Annotated in this window: 24 protein-coding genes; 11 read left to right on the top strand and 13 right to left on the bottom strand. The window is 65.9% G+C overall.

The features are described 5' to 3' along the window. The first annotated feature begins 126 nt into the window (after positions 1-126). The 3 genes from H7J86_RS01845 (at position 127) to H7J86_RS01835 (ending at position 4,081) form a co-directional block, all read left to right on the top strand. Entirely contained in the window at positions 127-783 is a 657-nt protein-coding gene (locus tag H7J86_RS01845) for an SRPBCC family protein (protein ID WP_267289026.1), read from the top strand. Further along, on the top strand, positions 780-3,122 hold the full coding sequence (locus H7J86_RS01840) for a heavy metal translocating P-type ATPase (protein WP_267289024.1): 2,343 nt from the start codon (positions 780-782) through the stop codon (positions 3,120-3,122). The genes H7J86_RS01845 and H7J86_RS01840 overlap by 4 nt, the downstream gene beginning before the upstream one ends. Positions 3,123-3,205: 83 nt before the next feature. Then, complete coding sequence (locus H7J86_RS01835) at positions 3,206-4,081, top strand: universal stress protein (RefSeq protein ID WP_090361198.1); 876 nt, start codon at positions 3,206-3,208, stop codon at positions 4,079-4,081. On the opposite strand, the gene H7J86_RS01830 is transcribed toward H7J86_RS01835, so the two are convergent. From H7J86_RS01830 to H7J86_RS01815, 4 genes are all read right to left on the bottom strand, one after another. Further along, complete coding sequence (locus H7J86_RS01830) at positions 4,002-4,511, bottom strand: three-helix bundle dimerization domain-containing protein (protein ID WP_267289022.1); 510 nt, start codon at positions 4,509-4,511, stop codon at positions 4,002-4,004. The genes H7J86_RS01835 and H7J86_RS01830 overlap by 80 nt on opposite strands. Continuing rightward, on the bottom strand, positions 4,511-5,113 hold the full coding sequence (locus H7J86_RS01825) for an Rv1733c family protein (protein ID WP_267289020.1): 603 nt from the start codon (positions 5,111-5,113) through the stop codon (positions 4,511-4,513). Before H7J86_RS01825 ends, H7J86_RS01830 begins: the two co-directional genes overlap by 1 nt. Before the next feature lie 136 nt (positions 5,114-5,249). Then, on the bottom strand, positions 5,250-6,242 hold the full coding sequence (locus tag H7J86_RS01820; RefSeq protein ID WP_267289018.1) for an Acg family FMN-binding oxidoreductase: 993 nt from the start codon (positions 6,240-6,242) through the stop codon (positions 5,250-5,252). A gap of 104 nt (positions 6,243-6,346) precedes the next feature. After that, positions 6,347-6,706 (bottom strand): hypothetical protein, encoded by a 360-nt coding sequence (locus H7J86_RS01815; protein ID WP_235683302.1) that lies wholly within the window; start codon positions 6,704-6,706, stop codon positions 6,347-6,349. 197 nt (positions 6,707-6,903) lie between these two features. Between H7J86_RS01815 and H7J86_RS01810 the strand changes: the two genes are divergently transcribed. After that, entirely contained in the window at positions 6,904-7,779 is an 876-nt protein-coding gene (locus H7J86_RS01810; protein WP_267289016.1) for a universal stress protein, read from the top strand. A 14-nt stretch (positions 7,780-7,793) separates the two neighbouring features. On the opposite strand, the gene H7J86_RS01805 is transcribed toward H7J86_RS01810, so the two are convergent. The 5 genes from H7J86_RS01805 to H7J86_RS01785 all read right to left on the bottom strand — a co-directional run bounded on the left by H7J86_RS01805 (position 7,794) and on the right by H7J86_RS01785 (position 12,484). Beyond that, a complete protein-coding gene (locus tag H7J86_RS01805; RefSeq protein ID WP_267289014.1) occupies positions 7,794-8,984 on the bottom strand; it encodes an alpha/beta hydrolase family protein in 1,191 nt (396 codons plus the stop codon). 68 nt (positions 8,985-9,052) lie between these two features. Next, positions 9,053-9,331, bottom strand: coding sequence for a DUF1876 domain-containing protein (locus H7J86_RS01800; protein WP_267289012.1), 279 nt, complete (start codon positions 9,329-9,331; stop codon positions 9,053-9,055). 39 nt (positions 9,332-9,370) lie between these two features. Continuing rightward, positions 9,371-9,997, bottom strand: coding sequence for a hypothetical protein (locus H7J86_RS01795; protein ID WP_267289010.1), 627 nt, complete (start codon positions 9,995-9,997; stop codon positions 9,371-9,373). Positions 9,998-10,120: 123 nt separating this feature from the next. Then, complete coding sequence (locus H7J86_RS01790) at positions 10,121-11,728, bottom strand: GAF domain-containing sensor histidine kinase (protein WP_090361219.1); 1,608 nt, start codon at positions 11,726-11,728, stop codon at positions 10,121-10,123. A 489-nt stretch (positions 11,729-12,217) separates the two neighbouring features. Then, a complete protein-coding gene (locus H7J86_RS01785; RefSeq protein ID WP_090361222.1) occupies positions 12,218-12,484 on the bottom strand; it encodes a hypothetical protein in 267 nt (88 codons plus the stop codon). A 350-nt stretch (positions 12,485-12,834) separates the two neighbouring features. Between H7J86_RS01785 and H7J86_RS01780 the strand changes: the two genes are divergently transcribed. The 4 genes from H7J86_RS01780 (at position 12,835) to H7J86_RS01765 (ending at position 15,334) form a co-directional block, all read left to right on the top strand. Further along, a complete protein-coding gene (locus H7J86_RS01780; protein WP_187095803.1) occupies positions 12,835-13,269 on the top strand; it encodes a PNPOx family protein in 435 nt (144 codons plus the stop codon). Then, the gene (locus H7J86_RS01775; protein ID WP_267289008.1) at positions 13,259-14,407 is read left to right on the top strand and encodes an Rv2629 family ribosome hibernation factor; all 1,149 of its coding nucleotides are present in this window, start codon (positions 13,259-13,261) and stop codon (positions 14,405-14,407) included. The genes H7J86_RS01780 and H7J86_RS01775 overlap by 11 nt, the downstream gene beginning before the upstream one ends. 316 nt (positions 14,408-14,723) lie before the next feature. Beyond that, entirely contained in the window at positions 14,724-14,984 is a 261-nt protein-coding gene (locus H7J86_RS01770; protein ID WP_187095808.1) for an Rv2628 protein family, read from the top strand. Then, entirely contained in the window at positions 14,981-15,334 is a 354-nt protein-coding gene (locus H7J86_RS01765; RefSeq protein WP_267289006.1) for a hypothetical protein, read from the top strand. The genes H7J86_RS01770 and H7J86_RS01765 overlap by 4 nt, the downstream gene beginning before the upstream one ends. On the opposite strand, the gene H7J86_RS01760 is transcribed toward H7J86_RS01765, so the two are convergent. From H7J86_RS01760 to H7J86_RS01750, 3 genes are all read right to left on the bottom strand, one after another. Beyond that, the gene (locus tag H7J86_RS01760) at positions 15,297-16,262 is read right to left on the bottom strand and encodes a 1-phosphofructokinase family hexose kinase (RefSeq protein WP_267289004.1); all 966 of its coding nucleotides are present in this window, start codon (positions 16,260-16,262) and stop codon (positions 15,297-15,299) included. The genes H7J86_RS01765 and H7J86_RS01760 overlap by 38 nt on opposite strands. Further along, positions 16,259-18,310 carry an erythromycin esterase family protein gene (locus H7J86_RS01755; RefSeq protein WP_170847381.1) on the bottom strand — a complete coding sequence of 684 codons (2,052 nt, stop codon included), beginning with the start codon at positions 18,308-18,310 and terminating at the stop codon, positions 16,259-16,261. Before H7J86_RS01755 ends, H7J86_RS01760 begins: the two co-directional genes overlap by 4 nt. A gap of 120 nt (positions 18,311-18,430) precedes the next feature. After that, the gene (locus tag H7J86_RS01750) at positions 18,431-19,210 is read right to left on the bottom strand and encodes a sigma 54 modulation/S30EA ribosomal C-terminal domain-containing protein (protein WP_267289002.1); all 780 of its coding nucleotides are present in this window, start codon (positions 19,208-19,210) and stop codon (positions 18,431-18,433) included. A gap of 195 nt (positions 19,211-19,405) precedes the next feature. Between H7J86_RS01750 and H7J86_RS01745 the strand changes: the two genes are divergently transcribed. From H7J86_RS01745 to H7J86_RS01735, 3 genes are all read left to right on the top strand, one after another. Further along, a complete protein-coding gene (locus H7J86_RS01745) occupies positions 19,406-19,837 on the top strand; it encodes an Hsp20/alpha crystallin family protein (protein WP_090361245.1) in 432 nt (143 codons plus the stop codon). Between the two features lie 139 nt (positions 19,838-19,976). Next, the gene (locus H7J86_RS01740; protein WP_267289000.1) at positions 19,977-20,801 is read left to right on the top strand and encodes a universal stress protein; all 825 of its coding nucleotides are present in this window, start codon (positions 19,977-19,979) and stop codon (positions 20,799-20,801) included. Between the two features lie 69 nt (positions 20,802-20,870). Further along, a complete protein-coding gene (locus H7J86_RS01735; protein WP_267288998.1) occupies positions 20,871-21,767 on the top strand; it encodes a universal stress protein in 897 nt (298 codons plus the stop codon). Here H7J86_RS01735 and H7J86_RS01730 read toward each other — a convergent pair. Then, a complete protein-coding gene (locus H7J86_RS01730) occupies positions 21,764-23,044 on the bottom strand; it encodes a threonine/serine exporter family protein (protein ID WP_090361253.1) in 1,281 nt (426 codons plus the stop codon). The two genes, H7J86_RS01735 and H7J86_RS01730, sit on opposite strands and share 4 nt — an antisense overlap. Between the last annotated feature and the right edge of the window lie 317 nt (positions 23,045-23,361).

The raw sequence follows: 23,361 nt of genomic DNA, 5'->3' as shown, positions 1-23,361 counted from the left end.
GGCGCCGCGGTGAGCTAGGGACGGAAGTCACGACTTCGATCCGACTTCGGCCCTCAGGACGATCTCCTCGGTAACGAAGGACCAGTGGCCCTATCTGCGGCTTGCGCGCACGAGCATGGTGGGACCATGAAGATCGACGCGACGCGGGTGGCGGCCCTGGCGGTACTGCTCTATGGGGCAAAGCGCTACTGGCGGAACTGGGGCACCACCAAGGACGAATGTGCCATGAAGCTGCCCGGCGATGAACTGCTGCGGGAACCTCTGGTCAAGACCACCGAGGGGGTGTGGATCGATCTGCCCGTCGAGCAGGTGTGGCCGTGGGTGGTACAGCTCGGTCAGGGCCGCGGCGGCTGCTACACCTACGACACGGTCGAGAGCGCCTGTGGGCTCGACCATCACAGCGCTGACCGCATCCATGCCGAATGGCAGAACCTCAGCGCCGGGGACACGGTGCGTTTCGCCCCGCCCGGCTGGCTGGGACGACGCGACGGCGTCACCTTGCCTGTGGCGAAGGTGATCCCGCAGGAGGCGATCGTGCTGCACGGGTCACCACCGGCCATCCCGTGGGACATCGTCTGGTCCATCCATCTGATGCCCCGCTGGGACGATCGCTGCCGGCTGCTCGTGCGCACCCGGGTAGGGCTGCGGCACCCGGCCGAAGTGGTGGCGCTGAGTCTGGCCGGTCCCCTGCACTCCGCGTTGACCAGGAGAATGTTGTTGGGCATCAAGCACCGAGCGGAGCGGCAACGTCATTCCGCCGTGGTCGAGGCATCCTCGTCGTGACCGTTTCACGGCAGACCTTGGTGGCACGAGTCGGCCGTATCCTGCCCTTCCTCCTTCTCGCCACCACGTTGACCGCTCTCGGCGGCGGCGGCCTGGCATGGTCCCTGGGAGCGCACCACACCGCCGAAATGCTCTGGAACGCTGGAACTCTGATCGCCGTGGTGCCCGCCCTCTGGTGGGTGGCCACCGCCATGAAGGACCGCCGGTTCGGCGCCGATCTCATCGCCGTTCTGGCGCTCGTCGGTGCACTGGCGGTCGGCGAGCACCTTGCCGGAGCGCTGATCGCCGTCATGCTGGCCACCGGCCGGGCGCTGGATTCCGCGGCCGAGCGCCGTGCGACCCGGGACCTGCGCGCACTGTCCGATCGCATGCCGCGAGAGGTGCGAAGATGCGACACCGACGGGGTCGTGACGGTCCCGTTGGACGCGATTCAGCCCGGCGACCGGCTGATCATCGGTCCGGGTGAGGTCGTGCCGGTGGATGGGCTGATTGCCGCAGAGGCCGCGATATTCGATGAATCCGCGCTGACCGGCGAGTCCGTGTACGCCGAGCGGCAGGCCGGTGATGGGGTACGCAGCGGCGCCGTCAATGCGGGTGCCGCAGTGGAGATCGAGGCGACCGCGACCGCGCAGGACAGCACCTACGCCGAGATAGTGCGGTTGGCACAGGAGGCCGCCGCGCAGAGCGCACCGGTGGTGCGCCTCGCCGACCGGTTCGCCGTGTGGTTCCTGCCTCTGACGCTCACCGTCTCCGGTGCGGCGTGGCTGCTCAGCGGTTCGGCCGAACGCGCGGTCGCGGTGCTCGTGGTGGCCACCCCCTGTCCGTTGCTCCTGGCCGCGCCGGTGGCGATCGTCTCCGGTCTGTCCCGGGCCGCCCGGCTCGGTGTGATCGTCCGCAGCGGTGGCGCACTGGAGAATCTCGGAAAGGCGACCACCCTGGTCCTGGACAAGACCGGCACGATCACCACCGGCCGGCCCGTCGGGACCGATATCGTGACCGCCCCGGGGTGGACGCAGAACGAGGTTCTGCGCCTGGCCGCCACCGCTGACCGGTTCTCCCCTCATGTCCTCGCCCACGCGATCGTCGACGCCGCCCGCGAACGGCAGATAACCATCAGTGTGCCCGCCGATGCCGTCGAAGTCGCCGGCATCGGCACGTCGGCAACAGTGGACGGGATGCGCGTGAGGGTGGGAAATCATGAACTTCCGTCCAGCCCGCCGCAGTGGGCCGGTACCGCGCTCACCCGGGCGACGTTCGACGGCGCCGTCATCGCGTGGGTGTCGGTCGACGACGGATTGATCGGCGCTGTGCTGCTCAGTGATCCGTTGAGAGTGGACGCGCCGCGCACACTTCGCCGGTTGCGCGCCGCCGGCATCAACCGGATGGTCATGCTCACCGGAGACCGGCCGGCTCCCGCCGAGCACATCGCAGCCATGCTCGGGCTCGATGAAGTGCGTGCCGACCAGACCCCGGCCGACAAGGTCGCCGGAGTGCAGGCGGAGCGGGAGAAGGCCGTCACCGCGATGGTCGGCGACGGTGTCAACGACGCGCCCGCACTGGCCGCGGCGGATGTCGGTATCGCACTCAGTGGGTACGGGTCTACGGCGAGTTCCGAGACCGCCGATATCGTCCTGGCGACCGGCCGGATCGACCGCTTGGCCGATGCCATGCTGATCGCTCGCCGCTCCCGGCGCCTCGCCGTGCAGAGCGCGACAGTCGGGATGGGTCTGTCCTTGGTGGCGATGGCCTTCGCCGCGGTCGGCCTTCTCCCGCCCACGATCGGCGCTCTCCTGCAGGAGTTGATCGACCTCACCGTCATTCTCAACGCCCTGCGCGCGTTACGGACTCCAGGAGTGGGCACGCCGGCGCTGGTCGCCGGCACCGAGGATCTGCTCCGCAGGTTTGCGGCCGAGCATGTTCGGATGCGCGGCGAACTCGGCGCTTTCCGCGCAGCCGCACATCAGCTTTGTGACGGCAACGTCGTGGCCGCATTGCCGTTGGTGCAACGTGCCGACACCTTCGTGCAGCACGTGCTGCTGCCGCACGAGCACGCCGAGGACCACAATCTGTATCCCGCCTTGGCGACACCGCTGGGCAGCCCGGAAGCCACCGCGACGATGAGCCGCATGCACGCCGAGATCGACAGCCTGGCCCGCCGGCTGCACACCCACGTCACCGTCGCCGAAGCCAAGGGCGGGATCGACGATGCGCAACGCGAGGATCTCCTTGCCTGCCTGTACGGACTCGACGAGCTGCTGGCCGTGCATTTCGTCGCGGAGGAGGAGAACTACTTCAGCCTGTTGCCCGATGCCGCCGCTGAGCGAACTGGCGGTGAATGACCTTCTGCCCTAGTCAGCGTGGACGCAAAACCTGACGATGAGTGGTATCAGCGACATCCGACGCACACCGAAGGAGCACCCAGATGTCACCGCTTGCAAAGAAATACGGAATCCTGGTCGCCGTCGACGGCTCCCCCGAGTCCGACGCGGCGGTGTCCTGGGCGGCCCATGAAGCCGCTCTGCGCCACACGGAGGTCACGATCATGCACGTCATTGCCCCGATGATCGTCACGTGGCCCATCACCACGGCCCAACTGGATATCGCCGAATGGCAGAACGGGGCCTCCCAACAGATCCTCGAACAGGCGGAGAAGACCTTTCACGCCAGCGTCACCGAGTCGAATGCCCCAGTTGTGCGCACGGAATCGGTGCCCTCACCGGTGATCTCGGCCCTCATCGACACGTCGAAGGATGCGGCGATGATGGTGGTCGGAATCCGCGGCGCCGGAAAACACGGGCGGTTGGCGATCGGCTCTGTCAGCAACGCACTGCTTCATCATGCACATTGTCCGGTCGTGGTGGTACATCCCGAGGACCGGACAGACCCGACCGCACCCGTCCTGGTGGGAATCGATGGGTCGCCTGCCTCCGAATCGGCGACCGGACTTGCGTTCGAGGAGGCCTCGTTGCGTGGGGTGGATCTGGTGGCCATGCATGCGTGGAGCGACACCGCGGTCTTCCCCGCCATCGAAATGGACTGGTACCTCTATGAGGAGCAGGCGCATGAAACGCTCGCCGAGCGCCTCGCCGGCTGGCAGGAGCGGTATCCGGACGTCAATGTCCACCGCAGACTGCCATGCGATCGGCCCGCGCATTGGCTGGCCGCAGAGTCGCAGAAAGCGCAGCTGGTGGTCGTCGGTAGCCGCGGGCGCGGCGGTTTCACCGGGATGTTGCTGGGCTCGGTGAGTTCTGCTGTGGCACAACAGGCCGATGCACCCGTGATCGTCGTCCGGGATTGAGTGCATGCCGGGCGGAGCCCGGGTCATCGCGGCCCAGCTCCGCGAAATCGCCCGGGGACTCGGGGTCCGGCCGGACCGCTGCGCGGTCGTCGAAACCACCCCTGCGGAGCTCCACCGCCGAAGAAATCCATCTGGCCGCCGGGGCCGTGTTCAGCGTCTGGCGTCGGGGCAGAGCATCCAGGTCGGTTGAGCCCGCGACTGCGGTGCGCAGCGCCAGAATGCGACGGCTGATGTTGAGGGTCAGGGGTATCAGGTGGGTGGTGATCCGCGCACCTGCCGCCAGCCGCAGGTAGGTGCGCGTCACGACAGATGAGATCTCGTCGCGGCCGCAGTCCGGAAATCTGGCCACCAGCATCGTCGTCGTGCGGTCCAGCTCGTCTTGCACCATCGGCGCCAGCGCCCCGCGGGAGCCGATTGCGTTGAGGTTCATCAGTTGTCGGTCTGGTGAGGGGCTCGACCGCCGTGGCCGCCGACCACCGTGGCCAGTTCACGGTCCCACGCGCTGTGCCGAGACCGGTCGAGCCGGCACCGCACCACCCAGACGAATCCGGCCGAAGCGCCGGCAACGACGAGCCACAGAGACAACGCGATACCGACTGCATCCACCGCCGCCTGACGAACCGGGGTAGGCGCGACGGTGTTCTCCCCGCGCGCATCCACCCAGATATCGGTCTTGTCGCCGAGCGAGGCCGGCGACGGCCACGGCACGAGTCCGGTGTGCTCCGACCCGGCGGCGGTCCAGCGGGCCCGCACGACGTAAGAGAGCTGATTGCGCTGCACCACGGTCTCGGTATCCGTCTGGGCGGTGGCCGAGACGATGTGCCGAGTCAACGCCTGTTCGGCGTACAGGCGGGCGTTCGAGTCGTGTACCGCAGTGCCGACGGCTCCCGCGACGGGTGTCATCAGGACGACCAGTGACAGCGCGAGAAATGTTGTCAGGGCCTCGATTCGGTCGCTGATTCGGACCAGCGGGTTGCGGCTCGTCAACAGAGCACCGCTGCGTCGGCCCAAGCCGATGGGGTAAATTTCCACGTCCCGCTCCTCACGCGGCCGGATTGACTGAGGATTTCAGCTTGCGCCGAACCACCCGGAATTCTTAGGGTCCAAGGTCACCGCCCGGATGGGCGCACGGCCCCAATACATCCCGGCGAAGGACCAGCCGCCGATGCTAAGCGAGCGGGAAGCCGTCGAGGTTGCAGGCGACTTCGCTCAGCGGCCGCCGCGGGGTGGCGGGAAGCGGGTCCGCGTTGATGGGCGCCCACCCGATACGCAACAGGACCTGAGGGAACTCCCCGATGCCGAACACCGCGGCCTGGAGTTGATCGCGGGTCGCCTGGATCTCGAGGGGTTCGGTGAGAATGCAACTGGCCAGACCCATCGACGTCGCCGTCAGGAGGACCTGACTGGTGGCTTCGCCGGCCCGCAGTCGGGCGATGACATCGTCGGCGGCGGTGCCGAGCGCGAGCACGACTCCGTGATCGTCCTCGGCATCCGACTCCGGCGCCTGTGCCAGCGCCGGCCCCGCGAAGATCCGCGCCGGCACCGGGGAATGCTGGTCCGAGGCAGGGGCATTACGCGCGGGCACGCCCGCGGTGGCCCCGTAACGACCACTCCAGGAAGCCAATTCGCCGAGGTACCCGGCATCCTGGCTGTGCTCACGCGCCGCCCGGGCAAGGATCGCCCTGAATTCGTCGTTCGTCTCGACCCGACGCATGGTGACACCCATCCGTGCGGCACGCGCGCCCATCATGGCAATGTGCCCGGGTGGGACCGGCCAGGAGCTGTAGTGCCGGCGATCGGTGCGCCGTTGTGGGATCGCCGCGGCAAGGGAGATGTCCATCTCCCCCGGCCGGACCGGATGAAACTCGATCGAGGCCAGGTGATCGGATTCGTCGGGGTTGGGTAACCGATGAATCTTGGACTGCCAGCCCAACGCCGCAAGCGCAACAACACAGTGGTTCAACGCAATTCCGCAGCTGACGAACAGGTCGCGCCGGTCCGGGTCGGTATGTTCGAGGTGCAGTGACGGGTCGGCGAAGAGATGGACACTTCGCGGCCCCACCCGCCAACGCCAGGGTTGCGAATTGTGCACCGAGGGCGCACGCGTTGCCAAGGACAGCGCAGCATGCACCGTTTCGGTGGCGGGAAAATGACCGGACATCGGGTAGACCTTTGCTCGTGATGTGCTTCAGCTCAACTATGTGCAACGGTGGACGACTCCGTCAGGGCCGGAGGTGTGCACTATGAGGGACCTATGACCTTCGGTTATGCCCGAAACGTGATGGCCAGAACGGCAAGGTCGATGAACAAGAGTCCCAATCCGGCTACCGGCACCCAGATCGCGTGTTTGCGCGATGCGGTGTAGAACGAGGCGGCGATCGTGACGACCGCCACGACCGGCGGTCCGTAGGCCAGTATCCCGAACCAGAACTCACCCGGGCCCATGTGATCGCAGCCTCCGTCGGTACACCGTGCCAGGCCCATCACCGCGGCGAAGGCGAAGAGCATGACCGCCATCGCCACCGGCACGGTCAACAAGGCCAACAACCAGTTGAGCCACACCGGACTGCCGCCACGATGTCGGGGCTCCTTCTGGCGAGAGGATGGTTCGGTTGTGGTGTCCATCGGTGGGGTCCTTTACACGTCATTTCGCAGATGGCGAACATCAAAACACCGTGGCGAATCCGCACACTAGGGCCTGAAGTCCTCTCCGGGTCGGTCACCCAGCTGAGTACGAAAGCCCCTAGAAGCGGGTACCCGAACGCACCTACCGTCCATGGCACGCCGCTCGTCTTGCCCAGGCCGAAGTGAAGGACGCCACAATGAGCTACACCGTAGATATCGAGACAATCGTCGCCGGGGTCGATGATTCGTCATGCTCGCATCCCGCGTTGGAATGGGCTGCCAAGGAGGCTGCTCTGCGCCAGGCCACCCTTCGCATCGTGTACGCGGCCACCCTGCCCATCGGCGCATGGCCGGTGGCCCCTGCGCCGAGCGGGTTCATGGAGTGGCAGGCCGAGCGCAGCAAGGACATCCTGGACGACGCCTGCAAGCGGGTCCAGGACGTGACGCACGGGTCGGTTCGGGTGGACACCGTGTTCGCGGTTGCGACTCCTGCCGCTGTGCTGGTCGAGGAGTCCACAACGGCGGGGCTGGTCGTCGTGGGTTCGCGTGGTCGCGGGTCGTTGGCCCGCCACCTGTTGGGCAGTGTCAGCACCGCGCTCGTCCACCGCGCCCACTGCGCCGTAGCCGTCATTCATGACGACGAACCAACGCCGGATCAGCGCGCCCCCGTCCTGCTGGGCTATGACGGGTCGCCGGCATCTGACGACGCGGCCACGCTGGCGTTCGATGAGGCAGCCCGCCGCAACGTCGAGTTGGTGGTGCTCCACGCGTGGTGGTCACCAGGCGCATTCGACATGCCGGGATTCGACTGGGAGCAGATGCGGCCCGACGTCGATCGCGAGATGGCCGCGCGGCTGGCCCCCTGGCAGGAGCATTATCCCCGGGTGAATGTGCGCCGCATCGTCGTCGCCGATCAACCCGCTCACCACCTCGTCGAACTGTCCGCCACGGCGCAGCTCGTCGTCGTGGGCAGCCACGGGCACGGGGCGTTGGCCGGCACTCTTCTGGGCTCGGTCAGCGGCACGGTGGTCCAGTCGGTGCGCACGCCCGTGGTCATCTACCGTCCACGCTAGGCGGCGGCCGGTGTTCACCCCGCGATTTGCCCGGCCTCCGGCCGATCCGGTACCAACCCCGACCGCACCAGTGCGTCGGTGACGAATCGGTTCACCGGTCGCGACTGGAAGAAGCCGGTGTGGCCGCCGCGATACCATTCGATATCCGGTCGCCCCCAATGCTCCCAAAGCCTGGTGACCTGCTCCCGCGGATGCACCACCTGATCCGCCAGGCCCGCATAGATGAAGCGTCCGGCCGGCGGTACCCGCGGCTCCAGAGACAACGGTGAGATCATCCGGCCGAGCGCACCGGCCAGCAGAATCGTCCGCCGACGCGGATCCTCGCGGTCCAGTCCGGAATGCCGACTGAGCAGGTCGACCAGATCGGCGACCGGCACGCCCAGCACCGCGCACCTCAGGTCGTTGTCGAGGCTTGCCACCAGCGCAGTGATGAAACCGCCCAGCGACAGACCGTAGATTCCGATGGTCGGCGCCTGATGTTGTTGCCTGATCCAGGCCAGCAGGCCGCGAATATCCCAGACTGCCTGTGCGGTCGCGTGCACATCGTCGATCACGTTCTCGCCGGGGAACACCGCACCCTTCGGCAGGCCAGTGGCCCTGGGACCATGCAGCGGAAGTACTGGAAGGACGACGTTGAGTCCCAGGTCGTCGTGCAGGTGCCAGGCCCGAAAAAGTGCCAGATCCAGTGCGGCGCGGCCCATCTCGGTGCCGTGCACACACACCAGCCAGGGACGTTCGTCGCGGTGCCGCAGCAACAGCGCATAGCCGTTGCCGACTGCACCGTAGCTACGCCACCGATCCGCCCCGGGCTCACCGACCCGCGGTGTGTAGTCACTGGGCCAGCGCATCCGGGCATAGAATCTGCCGCCCCGATGTACCGGTGTGATCTCGACCCCGGAAAGGGGTCCGGGCGTGACGAAGAAACTACCGGGATCGCGCAGACAACCCAGGGCGCCATAGAATTCGAGTGCCGCGACCACCTCGTCGTGGATGTGCGCGAATGCCCGCGGTTGGCTCAGTGGACGGCGGGCCCGAAGGCCCAACAGCACCACCTCATCGCGCAGCGCCTGTGCCGCCAGCGCGAGACTCGGCCTCGCGATCGGCAATTGCGGCGAACCCGCCCCCAGGTAGTCTCGCCAGGACCGGGCGTAGTAGCTCCCGGTCTTGGTGAAGGGCCGGATCACGTCACCCAGCGACGGACTCATCGTTGCCGCGCTGTCGACGGGACCCACACCAGCACATCAGAATTGGTCACAGCGCGGCCATCCATCGATCAGTGCAGCGGATGCACGTGTTCATGGGTGACGGTTTCGATATCCCCGGCCGTCGCCTTGAGCATCTGCTCCGCGAGATCGGCCAAGGCGCGGGCCACCGCGAGCTCATCGCCGATCGCCGGTACATCGCGGTCGTCCGGATTGCGCCGTGCCACACCGACCCCGGTGAAGCCACGGTCATCGCCGACCAGCCAGGTGGTGGCACGAGTGTGATCCTCGTGCTCGTCGACGCAGACGCCGACAGCCCACTCTCTGCCCTGATTGCTCGGAACGTTCATCGCCGCGCTCCCCTGCTCGTCTGTGTGGCCGCCAGTCGTTCATTCGAGGCCCGAAGCGCCCATACCGTAGCCGGGTGCCGCAGCAGCGACCAGATAGTCAGCGCTGGAGGGGATTTCAATGCTGCCGGATGATTCATGTGTTCTTCCCCTTCCGAAGGACCGCGGTAGCACAAGTAGTTCGAAGCGCGCCCGCATCGCGGCCAACTCGGCATTTCCGAGGAGGGTGTCGATCAGTGCGGCATCGTCGGCCGTCGTGACGATCAGATGATCCACACTCGGTTGCTGCAGTATCAGCGCGGCGAGATCGTCCGGTCGGGGTATGGCCCACACCTCGGGTTGCTTTGCGGCTTCGACGTAGCCGATCGCACTCAGGTAGTCGTCGGGGTCCCACTGTGCCGGGGTCAGTACCATCACCGCCGCGTCTCTCAGCGCCGCCTCGGCCATGGCGGTGCACAACACGGATCTGGCCGACGCCTTCTCGCCCGAGACGGCAACGACCCAACGATCGGCAGATGCCGCCGCAGGATTCCCAGAGTCGTTCCACACCAGAAGCACGGGCGATGTCGCGCATCGGTTCACCGAGATCGCGTCGCCGTGCTCCGCCACGCGGCGCACCTGCGCAGCCCGCATGGATCCGGCGATCAGAACATCGGTGGTGACATCCATGAGCAGACCTTCGGTAGTCCGGCAGTTCAGCAATCATCTGACGCTAGGTGTGAGCTGCCCGCTCGCGCTAAAGGCTTTGGTCTGGTCCGGGAGGGACCTTGGTCCCATCCCGCGCTTCCGGCATCAGTCCACCGGCAGTGGTGCACTCCATATCAGCTGCGTACCGCCCGACGGGCCACCGGTGACGGTGAAGTCACCGCCCACCGACTCGGCGCGCCGGGCGAGATTACTCAATCCGCTGCTGCGCTTGTTGTCGGGCGGTATCCCACTCCCGTTGTCGGAAACGACGATGCGCAGTTCGTCGGCGACCGCGACGCTGACCGTGACCTCCTCCGCGCCCGAATGACGGATCGCGTTACTGAGCGCCTCGGTGATCACGGCTTCGCCATGGTCGGCAAGTACCGACGTGACCACGCTCAACGGACCCGTCAAATTCAACGTCGCGGACAGTTCTCGGTTCTCCGTCAGGCGTTCGAACGCGGTGTGGATGCGGGAGGCAAACCCTTCCTGAGCCTCGGACGGATTCTGCAGATTGAAGATCGTCGCGCGAATGTCATTGATCACGGACTGCAGCTCGTCCACAGACCGGGAAACCCGATGGACCAGATCAGGGTGCCGAAGACGTGCGATGACACCCTGGAGGTCCATTCCGACCGCAAAGACACGCTGAATCACCTGGTCGTGCAGGTCACTCGCGATGCGCTCCCGGTCGGTGAGCAGGTTGAGCTCGGCCGTGTGGTGGCGAGCCCTGGCGATGGTGAGCGCGATGGCCGCGTGACCGGCGAAATCCTGGACGAAGTCCAGATAGTCCTCGGTGAATCGGGCCCCAGCTGCGTTGCGTGCCACGATGATCACGCCCAGGGTGTGGTTCTCCGCGCACAGCGGTACGACGATCGCGGGGCGTTCACCCACGTCGGTGAATGCTTGGATCGGTCTGCGAAATGTCTCGGTGATCATCGGCTCTCCGGACCGGAACACCGTGCCGGTGGTCGACCCTTCGACCGGAATGCGTTGACCGAGAACCTCCTCGGCGTAGCGTCCGACGGCAGCGGACACCACCAGCGTGTCCACCTCGTCGTCGGGTTCCTCCGGGTCCTCGGGCACCAGGACGATGGCCTGCTCTGCTTCGGTGAGCTCCAGGGCACGGGCCGCAATGAGCTGCAGGGGGCGCTGATTCGGTCGCTTGTCGGACAGCACAGCTGACGTGATCTCACGACTGGCACTCGTCCACAGTGCGGATACTCGGGCTTGTTCGAATAAGTGCGCGTTGTCGATGGCGACCGCCGCGACCGAAGCCAGCGCCCGGGCCGCCAATTCGTCGGCCTCGGTGAACGTGTGTTCTGCCCTGTCATCGGCTACGTACAGGCTGCCGAACGGCTGTCCGCGGATCATGATCGGCATGCCGAGGAAGGCCCGCATCGGAGGGTGTCCCTCGGGGAAGCCCGCGGCGGCCGGATACTCGGTGAGGTCGTCCAGTCGCAGAAGTTCGGTGCGTTCTCGTAGCGCACCCAAGACTCCCTTGCCCACGGGCAAATGACCGATGCGCTTTACGGTCTGGGGGTCCATCCCCTCGTGGACGAACGAGGACAGCAAGTCGTCGGGACCCCACACACCGATGGCCCCGTAACGCGCCGTGGTCAATGTCAGCGCCGCACGAATGATCCGATGCAGCGTGGAGTCCAACTCCAAATCGGAGCTGATCTCGATCGCCAGTTGGAGCAGCAGACCCATCTGATCACGATCGGCGGCCAGCTCATCGAGTTGGTCGTGTATGCGACGGAGATCTTGCGGTCTCCGTCGCCTGAAAGCCGGTTCAGGTCCGTCCCCGTTGTCCACCTCGCCCCTTGCGCCTCTCCGTTCTGAATTGTGGCATTCGGAACTTCGCCGCGAAAGGGGACGCAGCCGTCAATATTGGTCGATTTTGCCGAGTAACGAACGGGCGCGCGGTCACAACTGCGATGTCACGGTCACCGCGACGTGCCGGGGCAGAATCCGTGAGCGGCAGTCCAGGGCACGGAACACGCGATGCAAACGTTTGCTGCAATACGGCATCTCGACACATTGTTCGCATCAGCAACACTGATCGGCCGCTGACCGCGCATAATGGTCCCGGCTTGCCGGCCTCATCGGTGCGCGCTTCGTTGCTCGACATACTCCGCGAGGTTGGCCAGGGCGCTCAGTCTCTTGTAGGCGAGTCGCGGGCCGTCTTGTGAATGACCTTTACGAGGGCCGTCCAGCATTCAGCAGGGGAAGCACCCCAATTCGTGCGGCGGTCGGCAAGTTGGCCATCACACGGTCGAGCAATGCGCCGTAGGCGGAGCCGTCGTCGTGCAACTTTCGGAATCCTCGATGCAGCAGGAACGCATCGAGCCGCCGTTCGATGGGCCACTGCGCGTAGGTCTCGTCGGTGAACTCAGACCGGAGAAATTGCCATGCCACGTTGTCGAGCTGGCTTCTCGTCAAGGTCGGACGTTCGATCGTTGGCATCGGTCGCTTCCCTCCGGAATGTTCTCAACACCATCATTTTCCACGGAGATCACGCGGACTAGAGACCAAAGTCACTACCGCTCTGCAGCGGCCGCGGTCGTCGCAGCTACGAGCTGCGCCACCACGTCCGGCGCGGCGGAGCCGCGTAACCACTTCGCTGTCAAGACCGGCGGCAGGTGCCGATACTCCCCCCGGAGCGAATAGGTCGGCGCAGATCCGGCCGCTGCCCGCTCGTGCACGATCGCGTCATCGATCAACCACGCCGCTCGGCGCAACAGAGGCCTTTAGTCCTTGCACCTGCGTGCTCTAGACCCTGCCCCGCAGGGTCCGTGCTCTACCAGCATCGAGGAATGCCGAAGAACGCCACCAACCCGGTCAACGACGGGGTGCGCAAGTTCAACAAACACGTGCTGAATCCGCTGATGCTGCACCTGGCAGGTCGCAAGCACTGGTACGCGGGCGTGATTCGGCATACCGGCCGCCGCACCGGGCGAAGTCATCTGACCCCGGTCGTCGCCGTGAGGGTGGCCGACCACATCGTCACTCCGTTGCCCTATGGCGCGGACACCGATTGGCTGCGTAATGCCCTCAAGGCTGGCGAGGCCACCATCACCACCGGCGGCGATCGCTTCGATGTGATCAACCCCCGGGTCATCGAGGCAACCGATGCAGCGACATTGCTGCCGGCCCGGAGATTTCGGGAATTCGCCCGCTTCGGTATCGACCATTTCGCCGAGTTCGACCTGGCGACTGACACCTCTGAGGAATCTGGCCATGAAGACTGATGCTGTTCGCTCGCTCACCGATGCGCCCGGACCGTTCGTGTCGCTACTCGTCGATGACAGCCACGACACCCATGACGCTGTCGAGCAAGCGGAAGCTCGCTGGACTGGCATTGGTAGGCAGTTGGAGGACCGGCACGTCGCCGACGACGTCATCGCGGCGTTGAAGCGCGCCGTTCTGCACAGCACCCCCGTGGTCGGGCGGAAGGGTCGCCTGGTGATCGCCGGGCCGGACGAGGTGCTTGTCAACGAGCAGCTCGACCACGCGCCGCCGGCGACCTTGGTCCGCGTCTCGGATTACCCCTACCTTCTTCCCCTGCTGGAATTCACGGTGGCGCACCCGGCCTACGTCGTCGCCTCGGTGGACCATCTCGGCGCAGATCTCACCGTGCACGACCGGCAGAACGTCCATACCGAAGCCGTTGAGGGTCCGGGCTATCCGGTGCACAAACCCGCCGCGGCCGGCTGGCACGGTTACGGCGACGTCGAGCGCTCCACCGAGGAAGCGGTGCGCATGAACGTCCGGTCGGTGGCCGACCGCATCACCGAACTGGTGACCACGAGTGGCGCGGAAGTGGTGTTCGTGAGCGGCGAGGTACGAGCCCGAACTGACGTCATCTCGGCCTTGCCGGCGCATATCGGCACCCATGCGGTTGCGCTGCCGGCTGGAGCGCACGGCTGCCGGGCCACCGAATCGGAGCTTGCTGACGCGATCGCCGCCGAATTCGCACTCCGTCAGCACACCGTGACCGAAGCGGTCCTGGATCGCTTCCAGGCCGAAGATGCCCGAGGTTCGGGTTTGGCCGTGCAAGGCTTGCCCGCGGTGTGCGCGGCGTTGCGAGACGGTGCGGTCGACACGTTGATCGTCGGCCCCCTGGGCAGTGCCACTGTCGTCTCGGGCCGGGACCGGACCACCATCGCCGCGGATGCGGATTCGCTGTCCGAGTCCGGCGAGGCACCATGCCGGATCGCGCCGGCCGACGAGGTGCTGCCCTTCGTGGCAGTCTCGACCGACGCATCGGTGGTGCGCGCGGATGACGAGGTCGCACTGGCGGACGGGATCGCGGCGATGCGGCGGTATCCGGTCCGCAGCACTGCGGGGGCCACAGCGGTGCGCCAACCACAGTCCTCGGAGGCGTGAGCCCACTGCACCAGACGGTCACTCGGAACAGGCAGGGAAGGCGAGCGGCCCCGTCACTGCGGTAGGCATTCTCGTGGTGCCGCGTCACCCATGCGGTGCGGTGACATTCGCTCACGGTAGCGGCGGTAGCCGCTTCAGCGTGTGACAGGGATGTGGCCTCCGTCCTGAACAAGGCGGGTATGAAACACCCACCCGCGCAACGGGTGTGAACTCCCGGATGAGGACCAAAGACACTCGCAACACGTGAATTTCGGCCTTAGCGAACGCCGGCGTGCAGTGGTGTGATCTATATAACGGACTCACCGAGGAGCCAACGATGAAAACACTGAACAGCTACCGGCATCGGCAGGTGAACACGGTGTCGACACGGTATGTCGTCACCGACCGTTTGCATCACGAACGCTGCGTCTGCGTGGCAGCCGACCAGCTCACCGCGACGGTGTCGAACTGGCTGGCCCAGCTCGGGGCGCACAGCAGTTTGGTCGAGGAGCTCGCTCGTACGGTGCGCCAAGGTGATTGGGCTGCCGCGCATGCGATCGCCGACGCCTTGTCGATCGATGTGACGGTGGCCGCATGAACGACTCGACCTCGGCAGTCGCAGATCCGCACTTACGGGGTTCCGGTGAACACTGTGCCACCATCCTCGCCGACGACGAACTGCGCCGCCGCATCCGTGATTCGGCCATTCGACAGATCGGGGCTCAGGGAGTCCCCTTTTCGTGGCAGGCGCTGGCCACCACGACCGGCGTGAGCCGCGACGTCCTGGTACGGCTCTTCGGGTCCCCCGACATCCTGCTCAGATCCTGCGACGATCACCTGGTCGAGTCCCTGCGCGTCACCGGCAGCCAGCGTACGCGTCGTCACGGTCCAGCCACCTTGTTGGCCGCGCTCACCGCGATCGGACTGGGTGCCCCGCTGTCCCTTTAGCATCGATGCCGTCGAAGTAGTCTTCGACATCGCTCCGGACGAATGCCGAGGTCCCCGGCGTCTGGAGCTTCGCAGTCGCAGCGGCGATCCCGTACCGCACCGCACCAGGTACCGGCCACCCGCGCGACAGCCCGACGACGATACCGGCGACCATGGCGTCCCCGGCACCGACACCGCTGACCGAGGGCACGTCGATGGCCGCGTAACGATGGCTGGACCGCGCCGTGACGAGGAGGGCGCCTTCGGCGCCGAGGGAGACCACGACCATTTCTGCGACGCCGCGGTCGATGAGTTCACGAGCCGCCGTCGTTTGCTCGGCCTCGGTGTCAAGAGGACGCCCGACACACTCGCGTAACTCTCGTACGCTCGGCTTCAACATGAATACGCCCGAACTGATGTGGGCCAATCCCCCGCCGGAGGTGTCCAGGATCAGCCGTGCGTCCTGCTGCCCGCAGATGTCGGCCACCTGCTGGTAGAAATCGGGCCGGACCCCCTGCGGCAGGCTCCCACTGGCGACCACGTACTCAGCTGACCCTGCAGCGTCCCTCAGCACATCGAGACACCGGATCTGCTCCTCTGGCGTGAGGGCGGGTCCGGGAAGTACAAAGCGATACTGCCTACCCGTCGCACACTCGTTCACTGTCAGGCTCTGTCTGGTGTGACCACTGACCGTGATCGGCAGGCTGGGGACTTCCGATTCGTCGACGAGTGCGACGACGTGTGCTCCCGTTGGGCCGCCGACGGTGAACACGGCCGATACGGGGGCACCCAAGGCGTGCGCGAATCTTGCGACGTTGACACCACCGCCACCCGCGTCGTATCTGACTGCACGACAACGGATTTTGTCGGTGGGTCGGACGTGGTCAGCGTCGACGGTGACATCGAGTGCTGGATTCACCGTCAAGGTGACGATGGCGGAGCCGCTCACAGACCCGTGGGGTAGGTTTCCGGAGTCTGGCCGGCGACCCAGGTGCTGGTGAGCTCCAGAGGTTCCAGCGCAGTGGTCCGGTCGATGTGGATGATCGCGTCGAACTGGTCCCCCGGCCGGACGTGGTAGTAGTGACTCTGCCGTTCGGTGGAGGGCAGGTAGATGACCCCGATCGCTCGGCCCAGGCGGACGGTGTCCAGCGGTTCTTCGGCATCCCGGCTGATATCCGCGGACACCAGGAACTCCGGTCGGTCGACCTCGTGCAGAAGTTCCTCGACACTGCCGTTGAGCGCCGGCCGGACCACCTTTCGCTCAGCGATACCGCCCCACTCGGTGGCGGCGGTGACCGTGCCGGAGTAGGTCGTGAATCCGATCAGCCGTGCCTGCTCGCCATACCCTTCCCGAACCAACTGACCCAGGGTCAGCTGCCCGTCGGCACCCACCTCGGTGGCCCGTGCATCGCCGACGTGAGAATTGTGCGCCCACACCACAATCCGTGTCGGTTCCCCTTCTGCGCTGCGCCCAAGATGCGCGCGCAGGGCTTTCAACGTCTGGAACATGTGTTGATCTCGCAGATTCCAGGAGGAGACCCGGCTACCGAACATCGCGCGGTAGTACTTTTCCGCATTGCGCACGGTCTGCGCGTTCTGCTGTGCGTAGAAGAGTTCATCCTCGGCGAGGAGTCCGTCGCGGCGCGCATACTGCAGCCCATTGCGCTGCAGATCCACCAGCTGGTCGACCACCTGCCGTTCACAGGACATTCCGGCGCCGAAAGCCGCGGCATACCCGTAGGACTGGCCGTCGTCAGACGATGACGTACGATCAAAGCAGGCATAGCGCTCTCGCGCCCGTTGGGCGGCAACGGGATCCACATTGTCCAGATAGTCGACCACCTCCTGCATCGAACGGTGCAGGCTGTAGAGATCCAGGCCGTAGAAGCCGGTCTCACGGTCACTCTCCGCGCGACGCGAGGCGTTGTGTGTGCGCAACCACCCCACGAAGTCACGCACCACGGTGTTACGCCACATCCAGGACGGGAAGCGCTCGAAACCGCGCAATGCCTCATCGGCCGAGCCATCGGTGTCCTGGCCCCGGACATACCGATTCACCCGATACGCGTCGGGCCAGTCGGCCTCCGCCGCCACGGCGCAGAAGCCCTTCTCTTCGATCAACCACTTGGTGATCTCGGCCCGCGCCTGATAGAACTCGGCTGTGCCGTGCGAACTTTCACCGATCAGCACGACCCGTGCGTCGCCGATGATCTCGTCGAGCGCCTCCTTCGGGGGCATACCCGACGGCGCATCGATCGCGCAGCGGGCGATGACCTCGGCGGGCGATTCGGCAAGGCGGAGTCGCGCGGTGGCGATGCCGACAGTGGGCGTGGCGAGCAGTTCGCGCACCTCGTCGTCACTGACTTGGGCGAAATCCCAGAACGACTCCCCCACCGCAAGGAAAGGCGTGGGCATCGACGCGCAGACGACATCGTCGACGATCGCTTCGAACTCGCGACACGTCGACTCCGGTGCCGCGGGGACGGCCACCACGATCTCGGCCGGGTCCATATCCCGCAGCGCTTGAACCGCGGCCAGCATGCTGGCACCGGTGGCCAGGCCGTCGTCGACCAGGATGACAGTCTTGCCGGCGAGTTCAACCGGCGGACGGCCCGCCCGGTATGCCGCCTCACGCCGGGTGAGTTCGCGGGCCTCGCGCTCGGTGATGTCGCGCAACTGCTGCGGTGTCACACGTAGTGCCCGGATGATGTCGTCGTTGACGACCACCCGCCCACCGCTGGCCAGCGCACCCATCGCGAACTCGTCGTGCCCGGGCGCACCGAGTTTGCGAACGATGAAGGCATCCAGCGGAACTCCCAGCGCCGCAGCCACTTCCCACGCCACCGGAACTCCACCACGGGCCAGCCCGAGCACCACGACACCCGACTTGCCACGGTAGCCGCCCAGCAGGCCGGCCAGGACACGGCCGGCCTCCCGGCGATCGCGGAACATTCGTCTCGGCTGACCTGCACCTACAGTCCGTCGTGCTGTGGTCATGAGTTACTCCGTTTCCTTGTCTGTCTTCTCCGTCGGTGCATATGGGGGGACTGTAAGCAGCGCGCCCTGGTGGCGGCTGTGGCACAAAGTCCCTACTTCCACGGATAACGACCCCACCACCTACGCCGCGGGCGTGATCAGTCCGAAGTCGCCGTCGAGGCGCCGATACAGCACACCGGCCCGGCCTTCGCTGGCTTCGATGAAGAACAGGAAAGGGGTACCGAGCAGGGCCAGCCGCTCCAGAGCCTGGTCTTCGGTCAGGCAGGGCAGAGGATGCGGACTGACGGTCACCAGTCGTTCGAAGGGAGCCACCTTCGGTGCGAGCGCCGGAGCCACCAGAGCGAGCCGATTCCCGGTCGGTCCGCCCCGATACACGACGGCGGCTACGCCCGAACCGATCTCGCGGAAGAGATGGAAGTCGTAGCCGAGCAGTTCCATTTCGGCTATCGCCACGTCCACCGAGCACGGTACGGTCGAGAACGACTTCCGCCGGACAACGTGTCCGGATTCATCCGGTACTCCGGTCTCATCGACGTGCGGGCTGCGCCAGGGTGGCGCCAGACCCGGGTGGTGCTGGCGTCTCTTCCACTCCAGATGATGCACGAGGCGTCGCCGTAGCCGTGCCTCCAGCATGTCGACCGCCTCACGTGCGGCATCTGCCTCGGCCTCCGCGGTCAACACGTGACCGCCGATCTCCAGATTCGCGTGTGCGATCACCGGATGCTCGACGGCCGGATCGCGACGACGCGTCACGCTGACATGTGCTCTCGACGCGGGTGACGCGAAAAGACGGGCCAGACTGCCGATCTTGTCCCGTGCGTACCCAGCGACATCCGGAAGCTCACCATGCGTGGTGACCTCGACGGCGAAGGCGGGTGCGGACTGCACCTCATCAGTCATATCTTCGTTGGTACGCCGTGCGACGACGAACCGTTAGGGCCGAAGGTCACTCCGCTGGCAGCGGACTCGCAGCGGATAGATTTGCCCGACGAACGGCCCCCAGGGCAGGGACTTCAGTCCCTAGTGGGCCCCGCCCACCGGTGGTCGAATTCGTGGTGGCACACCACTGGCCATACTCGATCAAAGGAGAACAGCATGAACAACGTCGCTGTCCCACAGCGCCATCTGCCGACCTGGCCGGACATCTCGGAGTTCCTTTCGGGCTTCCCGGCGTGGTCGAGCCTTCGCCCGAACTTCATCGGCCACCCGATCAAAGTCGAGGACGACATCAAGGACGGCAAGTACGAACTGCGCGCCGAGCTTCCAGGCGTCGATCCGGACAAGGACGTCGATATCACCATCCGTAACGGGATCCTGACGATCAAGGCCGAGCGCAGCGAGAAGAAGGAATCCAACGGCCGCTCGGAGTTCGCGTACGGCTCCTTCACGCGGTCGGTGACCCTGCCCGCCGGAGCCGACGAGGAAGCTATCAAAGCGACCTACGACAAAGGGATCCTCAACGTGTCCGTTCCGGTGAACGAAGCCGAGGCACCCGGTAAGCACGTCGCTATCGAATCGACGAAGTGACCGGTCGTGGTCCCGGCTGTCGTCCGAACATTCCGGGACCACATATCGGAGTTCCTACCCTCTCGCGCCGAGACGGCCTCTCGCATCAGCGCTTCCGGGACCGATAAGACCGATCACGCCGGTGGACCAGGAGGTCATGATGGCAGGTGAGATCGACACTCCACCCGTTGTGGCGGGGATCGATGGGTCGGACGCGGCCGTGAACGCGGCGCTCTGGGCCGTCGACGAAGCCACCGGTCGTCATGCGCCGCTGCGCCTGATCTACGTGATCGACGACAAGCGATGGCCCGGGACCGTGCACAGTGACACCCAGATCGAGATCGACTCCGCTCGACGTGCCCTCGACCGCGCAACGGAAGCCGTGCGAAACGCCGGCAAACCCGTCACGGCCGCCGGCGCCGTATTACGGGGCCATCCAGACGAGGTGTTGATCACGGAATCCGCCAACGCATCGTTGGTGTGCATCGGATCGAAGGGCATCGGTTGGGCGGCCAGCAAGGTGCTCGGTTCGACAGCCCAATCAGTTGCTGCGCAGACACACTGCCCGGTGGCGATCATCCGGCACAGCGAAGGGTCACCTCCGACCCGTACAGGTGGCGTCATCGTGGTCGGCTTCCGACGAGCGGGACACGAAGACCGCGTGTTCCAACAGGCGCTGGAAGAAGCCAGACTCCGTCACTGCGCGCTCATAGCCGTGGGCTTGTGGCAGGAGGACTTCGGCGAAGCCCCCTACGACGAACTGGAACGCTGCGTCCAGCAGTGGCAGAGCCGCTATCCCGATGTGCACGCCTATCCGGTTGCCAGCCGGGCCGACCTGCCCAGGTTTCTGGCCGACAATGCCGACGGCCACGTACAGCTGGCCGTCATAGGTGAGGACGATGCCGACCAGGTGGCGAATATCGTCGGCCCGCAAGGCCATTCGCTCGTCGAGCACGGCCGGTGTTCAGTGCTGATCGCGCGATGATCGCCGGTGTACTTTCGTCCCCCGCCCTACCCCACAAGCAGCTGATCTCAACCTCGAAGGAGAACGTACATGTCTAGCGCCACCGCCCCCCACAATGGAATATTGGTCGCCGTCGACGGCTCGGGTTGCTCGGACGACGCCGTACGCTGGGCCGCCGCCGAGGCGGTTCTGCGCCGGCAGAAGTTGAGCATCGTGAACATCGTCAGCCCGCTGACCGACGGCTGGTACGGCGCGGGAATGTTCGGTTCTCCGATCACAGCCGAGTTCGGTGCCTGGCAGCAGGATGAGGCTGACAAGATCATCGCGGATGCCGTCCGTATCGCGCGGGACAGCGTCGATGGCGCGGACCTGGACATCAGCACCGAAGTGCCGTTGACGGCGGTGGTCCCGACCCTCATCGACTTCAGCAAGCAGGCCGCGATGATCGTGCTCGGCAGTCGGGGAATGGGTGCGGTGGGGCGGCTGCTCCTCGGATCGGTGAGTACCGCCCTCGTCCATCACGCCCACTGCCCGGTCGCCATCATTCGCGGCCCGTTGAGCGAAGGACAGACTCACGGTCCGGTGGTGGTCGGTATCGACGGTTCGCCGGCCTCCGAACGTGCCACGGCGGTCGCGTTCGAAGAGGCCTCCTTGCGCCACGCCGAATTGGTGGCCCTGCACGCGTTCAGCAATACCGAGTGGCCCGAGGTGATGCCGCTACCGTGGTCGGCCTTTGCCGCGGAAGCCGGCGAAACGCTGGCCGAACGTCTCGCCGGATGGCAGGAACGCTATCCCGACGTGGTGGTGCAGCGGGTGGTTGTCCGGGACCAACCCGTGCAGAATCTGCTTGCCCAGGCCGAATCAGCACAGCTGGTCATCGTCGGTAGCCATGGTCGTGGTGGCTTCGCCGGGATGCTGCTGGGATCGGTGAGTTCAGCTGTGGTCCACCAGATCCACTCCCCGGTGATCGTGGCACGCCATGACTAGCGGGCCTTCTTCGAGCTTGGCGTGAAGACGCTCCAGCCAACCAGCGTCCCGAGGGCGATGGAGAAGATGGCCCCGACGGTCTGGCCCAGTGAGGAGGCGTCCGTCCCATTACCGGTGGCGGCCTCGCTCATCGACTGAAAGCTCAGCGCCCCTGGGACCAAGGACCAGAACGCCGCCAGCAACATCACGATGGCTGGCGGTGAGGTCCGCAGCTGTGACGCCATGGTGGCGAACGGCACCACCAGGAAACCGCCGATGACGCCGGACAGCTCGGATCCGACCAGCAACCCGCCGACCTTCTGCCCGACGAGCGCCACGGCCACTGCGGCCATGATCCACAACAGCGATCCCCTGGGCGCAGACAGATAGATGTAGAGCCCGACGCCTACCACCACGATCGCCGCGTACAGCGACCACTGCCCCATCTGCAGCGACGGGGTCTGCGGGGCCACCTGGCCGGCGAAGTGGATGCCAAGCGCCACCCCGAACACCAGCAGCATCAGCTGGACGATGCCGTAGACCAGCCGGCTGGCACCCGAGATGATCTGCGAGCTGGCCAGTTCCATGGCCCCGATGGTCAGCGACATGCCGGGCAGCATGGCCACCAGCGCGGGACTGATGACCCGCAGCAGCCCGTCGTTGGCGGCGTCCGCGACGAACCAGGTGGCCAGCATCGTCACCACCATCGCGGCCAGCGTCGGCAGGATCGCCGTCAGTGACGGGTAGGGCCTGCCGACGGCCACGATGGCGCCCACGATGAGCCCGAGGAACAGATAACCGGGCAGCGACGCCCACGTCGGATTGATCACCATGCCGAAACCGACCGAGGTCAGGGCGTACCCGGCGACCGTCGTGACGGGGCCGAAACGCGGCTGCATGACGCGTGCCGCGGCGACGGTCTTGATCGCCTCGGCGGGGGTGATTGCCCCGACCTCGGCCAGTTCGGCGATGGCGTCGATCCGCCCGGCAAGGTCGAGTTGGACGGTGGCGTGCGTCGAGGTCTCGACCTCGTAGGCGACATTGCCCACCTGGATCACCAGCACCGTCGGCAACACGATCATCCGGACCGGGTGGTCGGTGTACTGCGCGGCGATCCTCTGCAATCTGGCGGTGACCAGCAGGGTGGGTTGTTGCACCTCGACCAGGGCTATGCCGATCTCCCGCAGCATGACCGCAATGTCGTTGTCGTCGTAGGAACCCGGTGCTCCCAGCCGGTTCGGGGACTGCTTGCGTAGTGACCGCAGTGCCTGATGCGCGCGATCAAGACCAAACTTCATCGGGCGGCGCTACCGCGGACATCGACACCTGCCGGTGGGTTCGGCAGCCTGTCGTATCGACCTGGCGCGCGAAGAGCGACGCTCGGGCCGCACAGTCCTGGCGAGACCCGGGACGCACCGCGCCTGCCGAGCGAGCCACCGTTCACGTCATGTGTCATTGGGTAAGTTCACCATCACCGTTGACCGAAGGCGGGGTAAACGTCCCGGGTTGGATGCCGCTTCCTTCGGTGCGAAGGATGGCGAGTATGGCCCAGCATCACCCGGTCGAATCACGTGAGCAGACATGTACGCCAAACTTGCCAAGCGCTGGTGTCGGC

Source organism: Mycobacterium hackensackense (assembly GCF_025822555.1).
In the GTDB taxonomy this organism is placed as follows: domain Bacteria; phylum Actinomycetota; class Actinomycetes; order Mycobacteriales; family Mycobacteriaceae; genus Mycobacterium; species Mycobacterium fluoranthenivorans.
The sequence above is the reverse complement of the archived record's forward strand: the minus strand, read 5'-3'. Positions and strand labels throughout refer to the sequence as shown.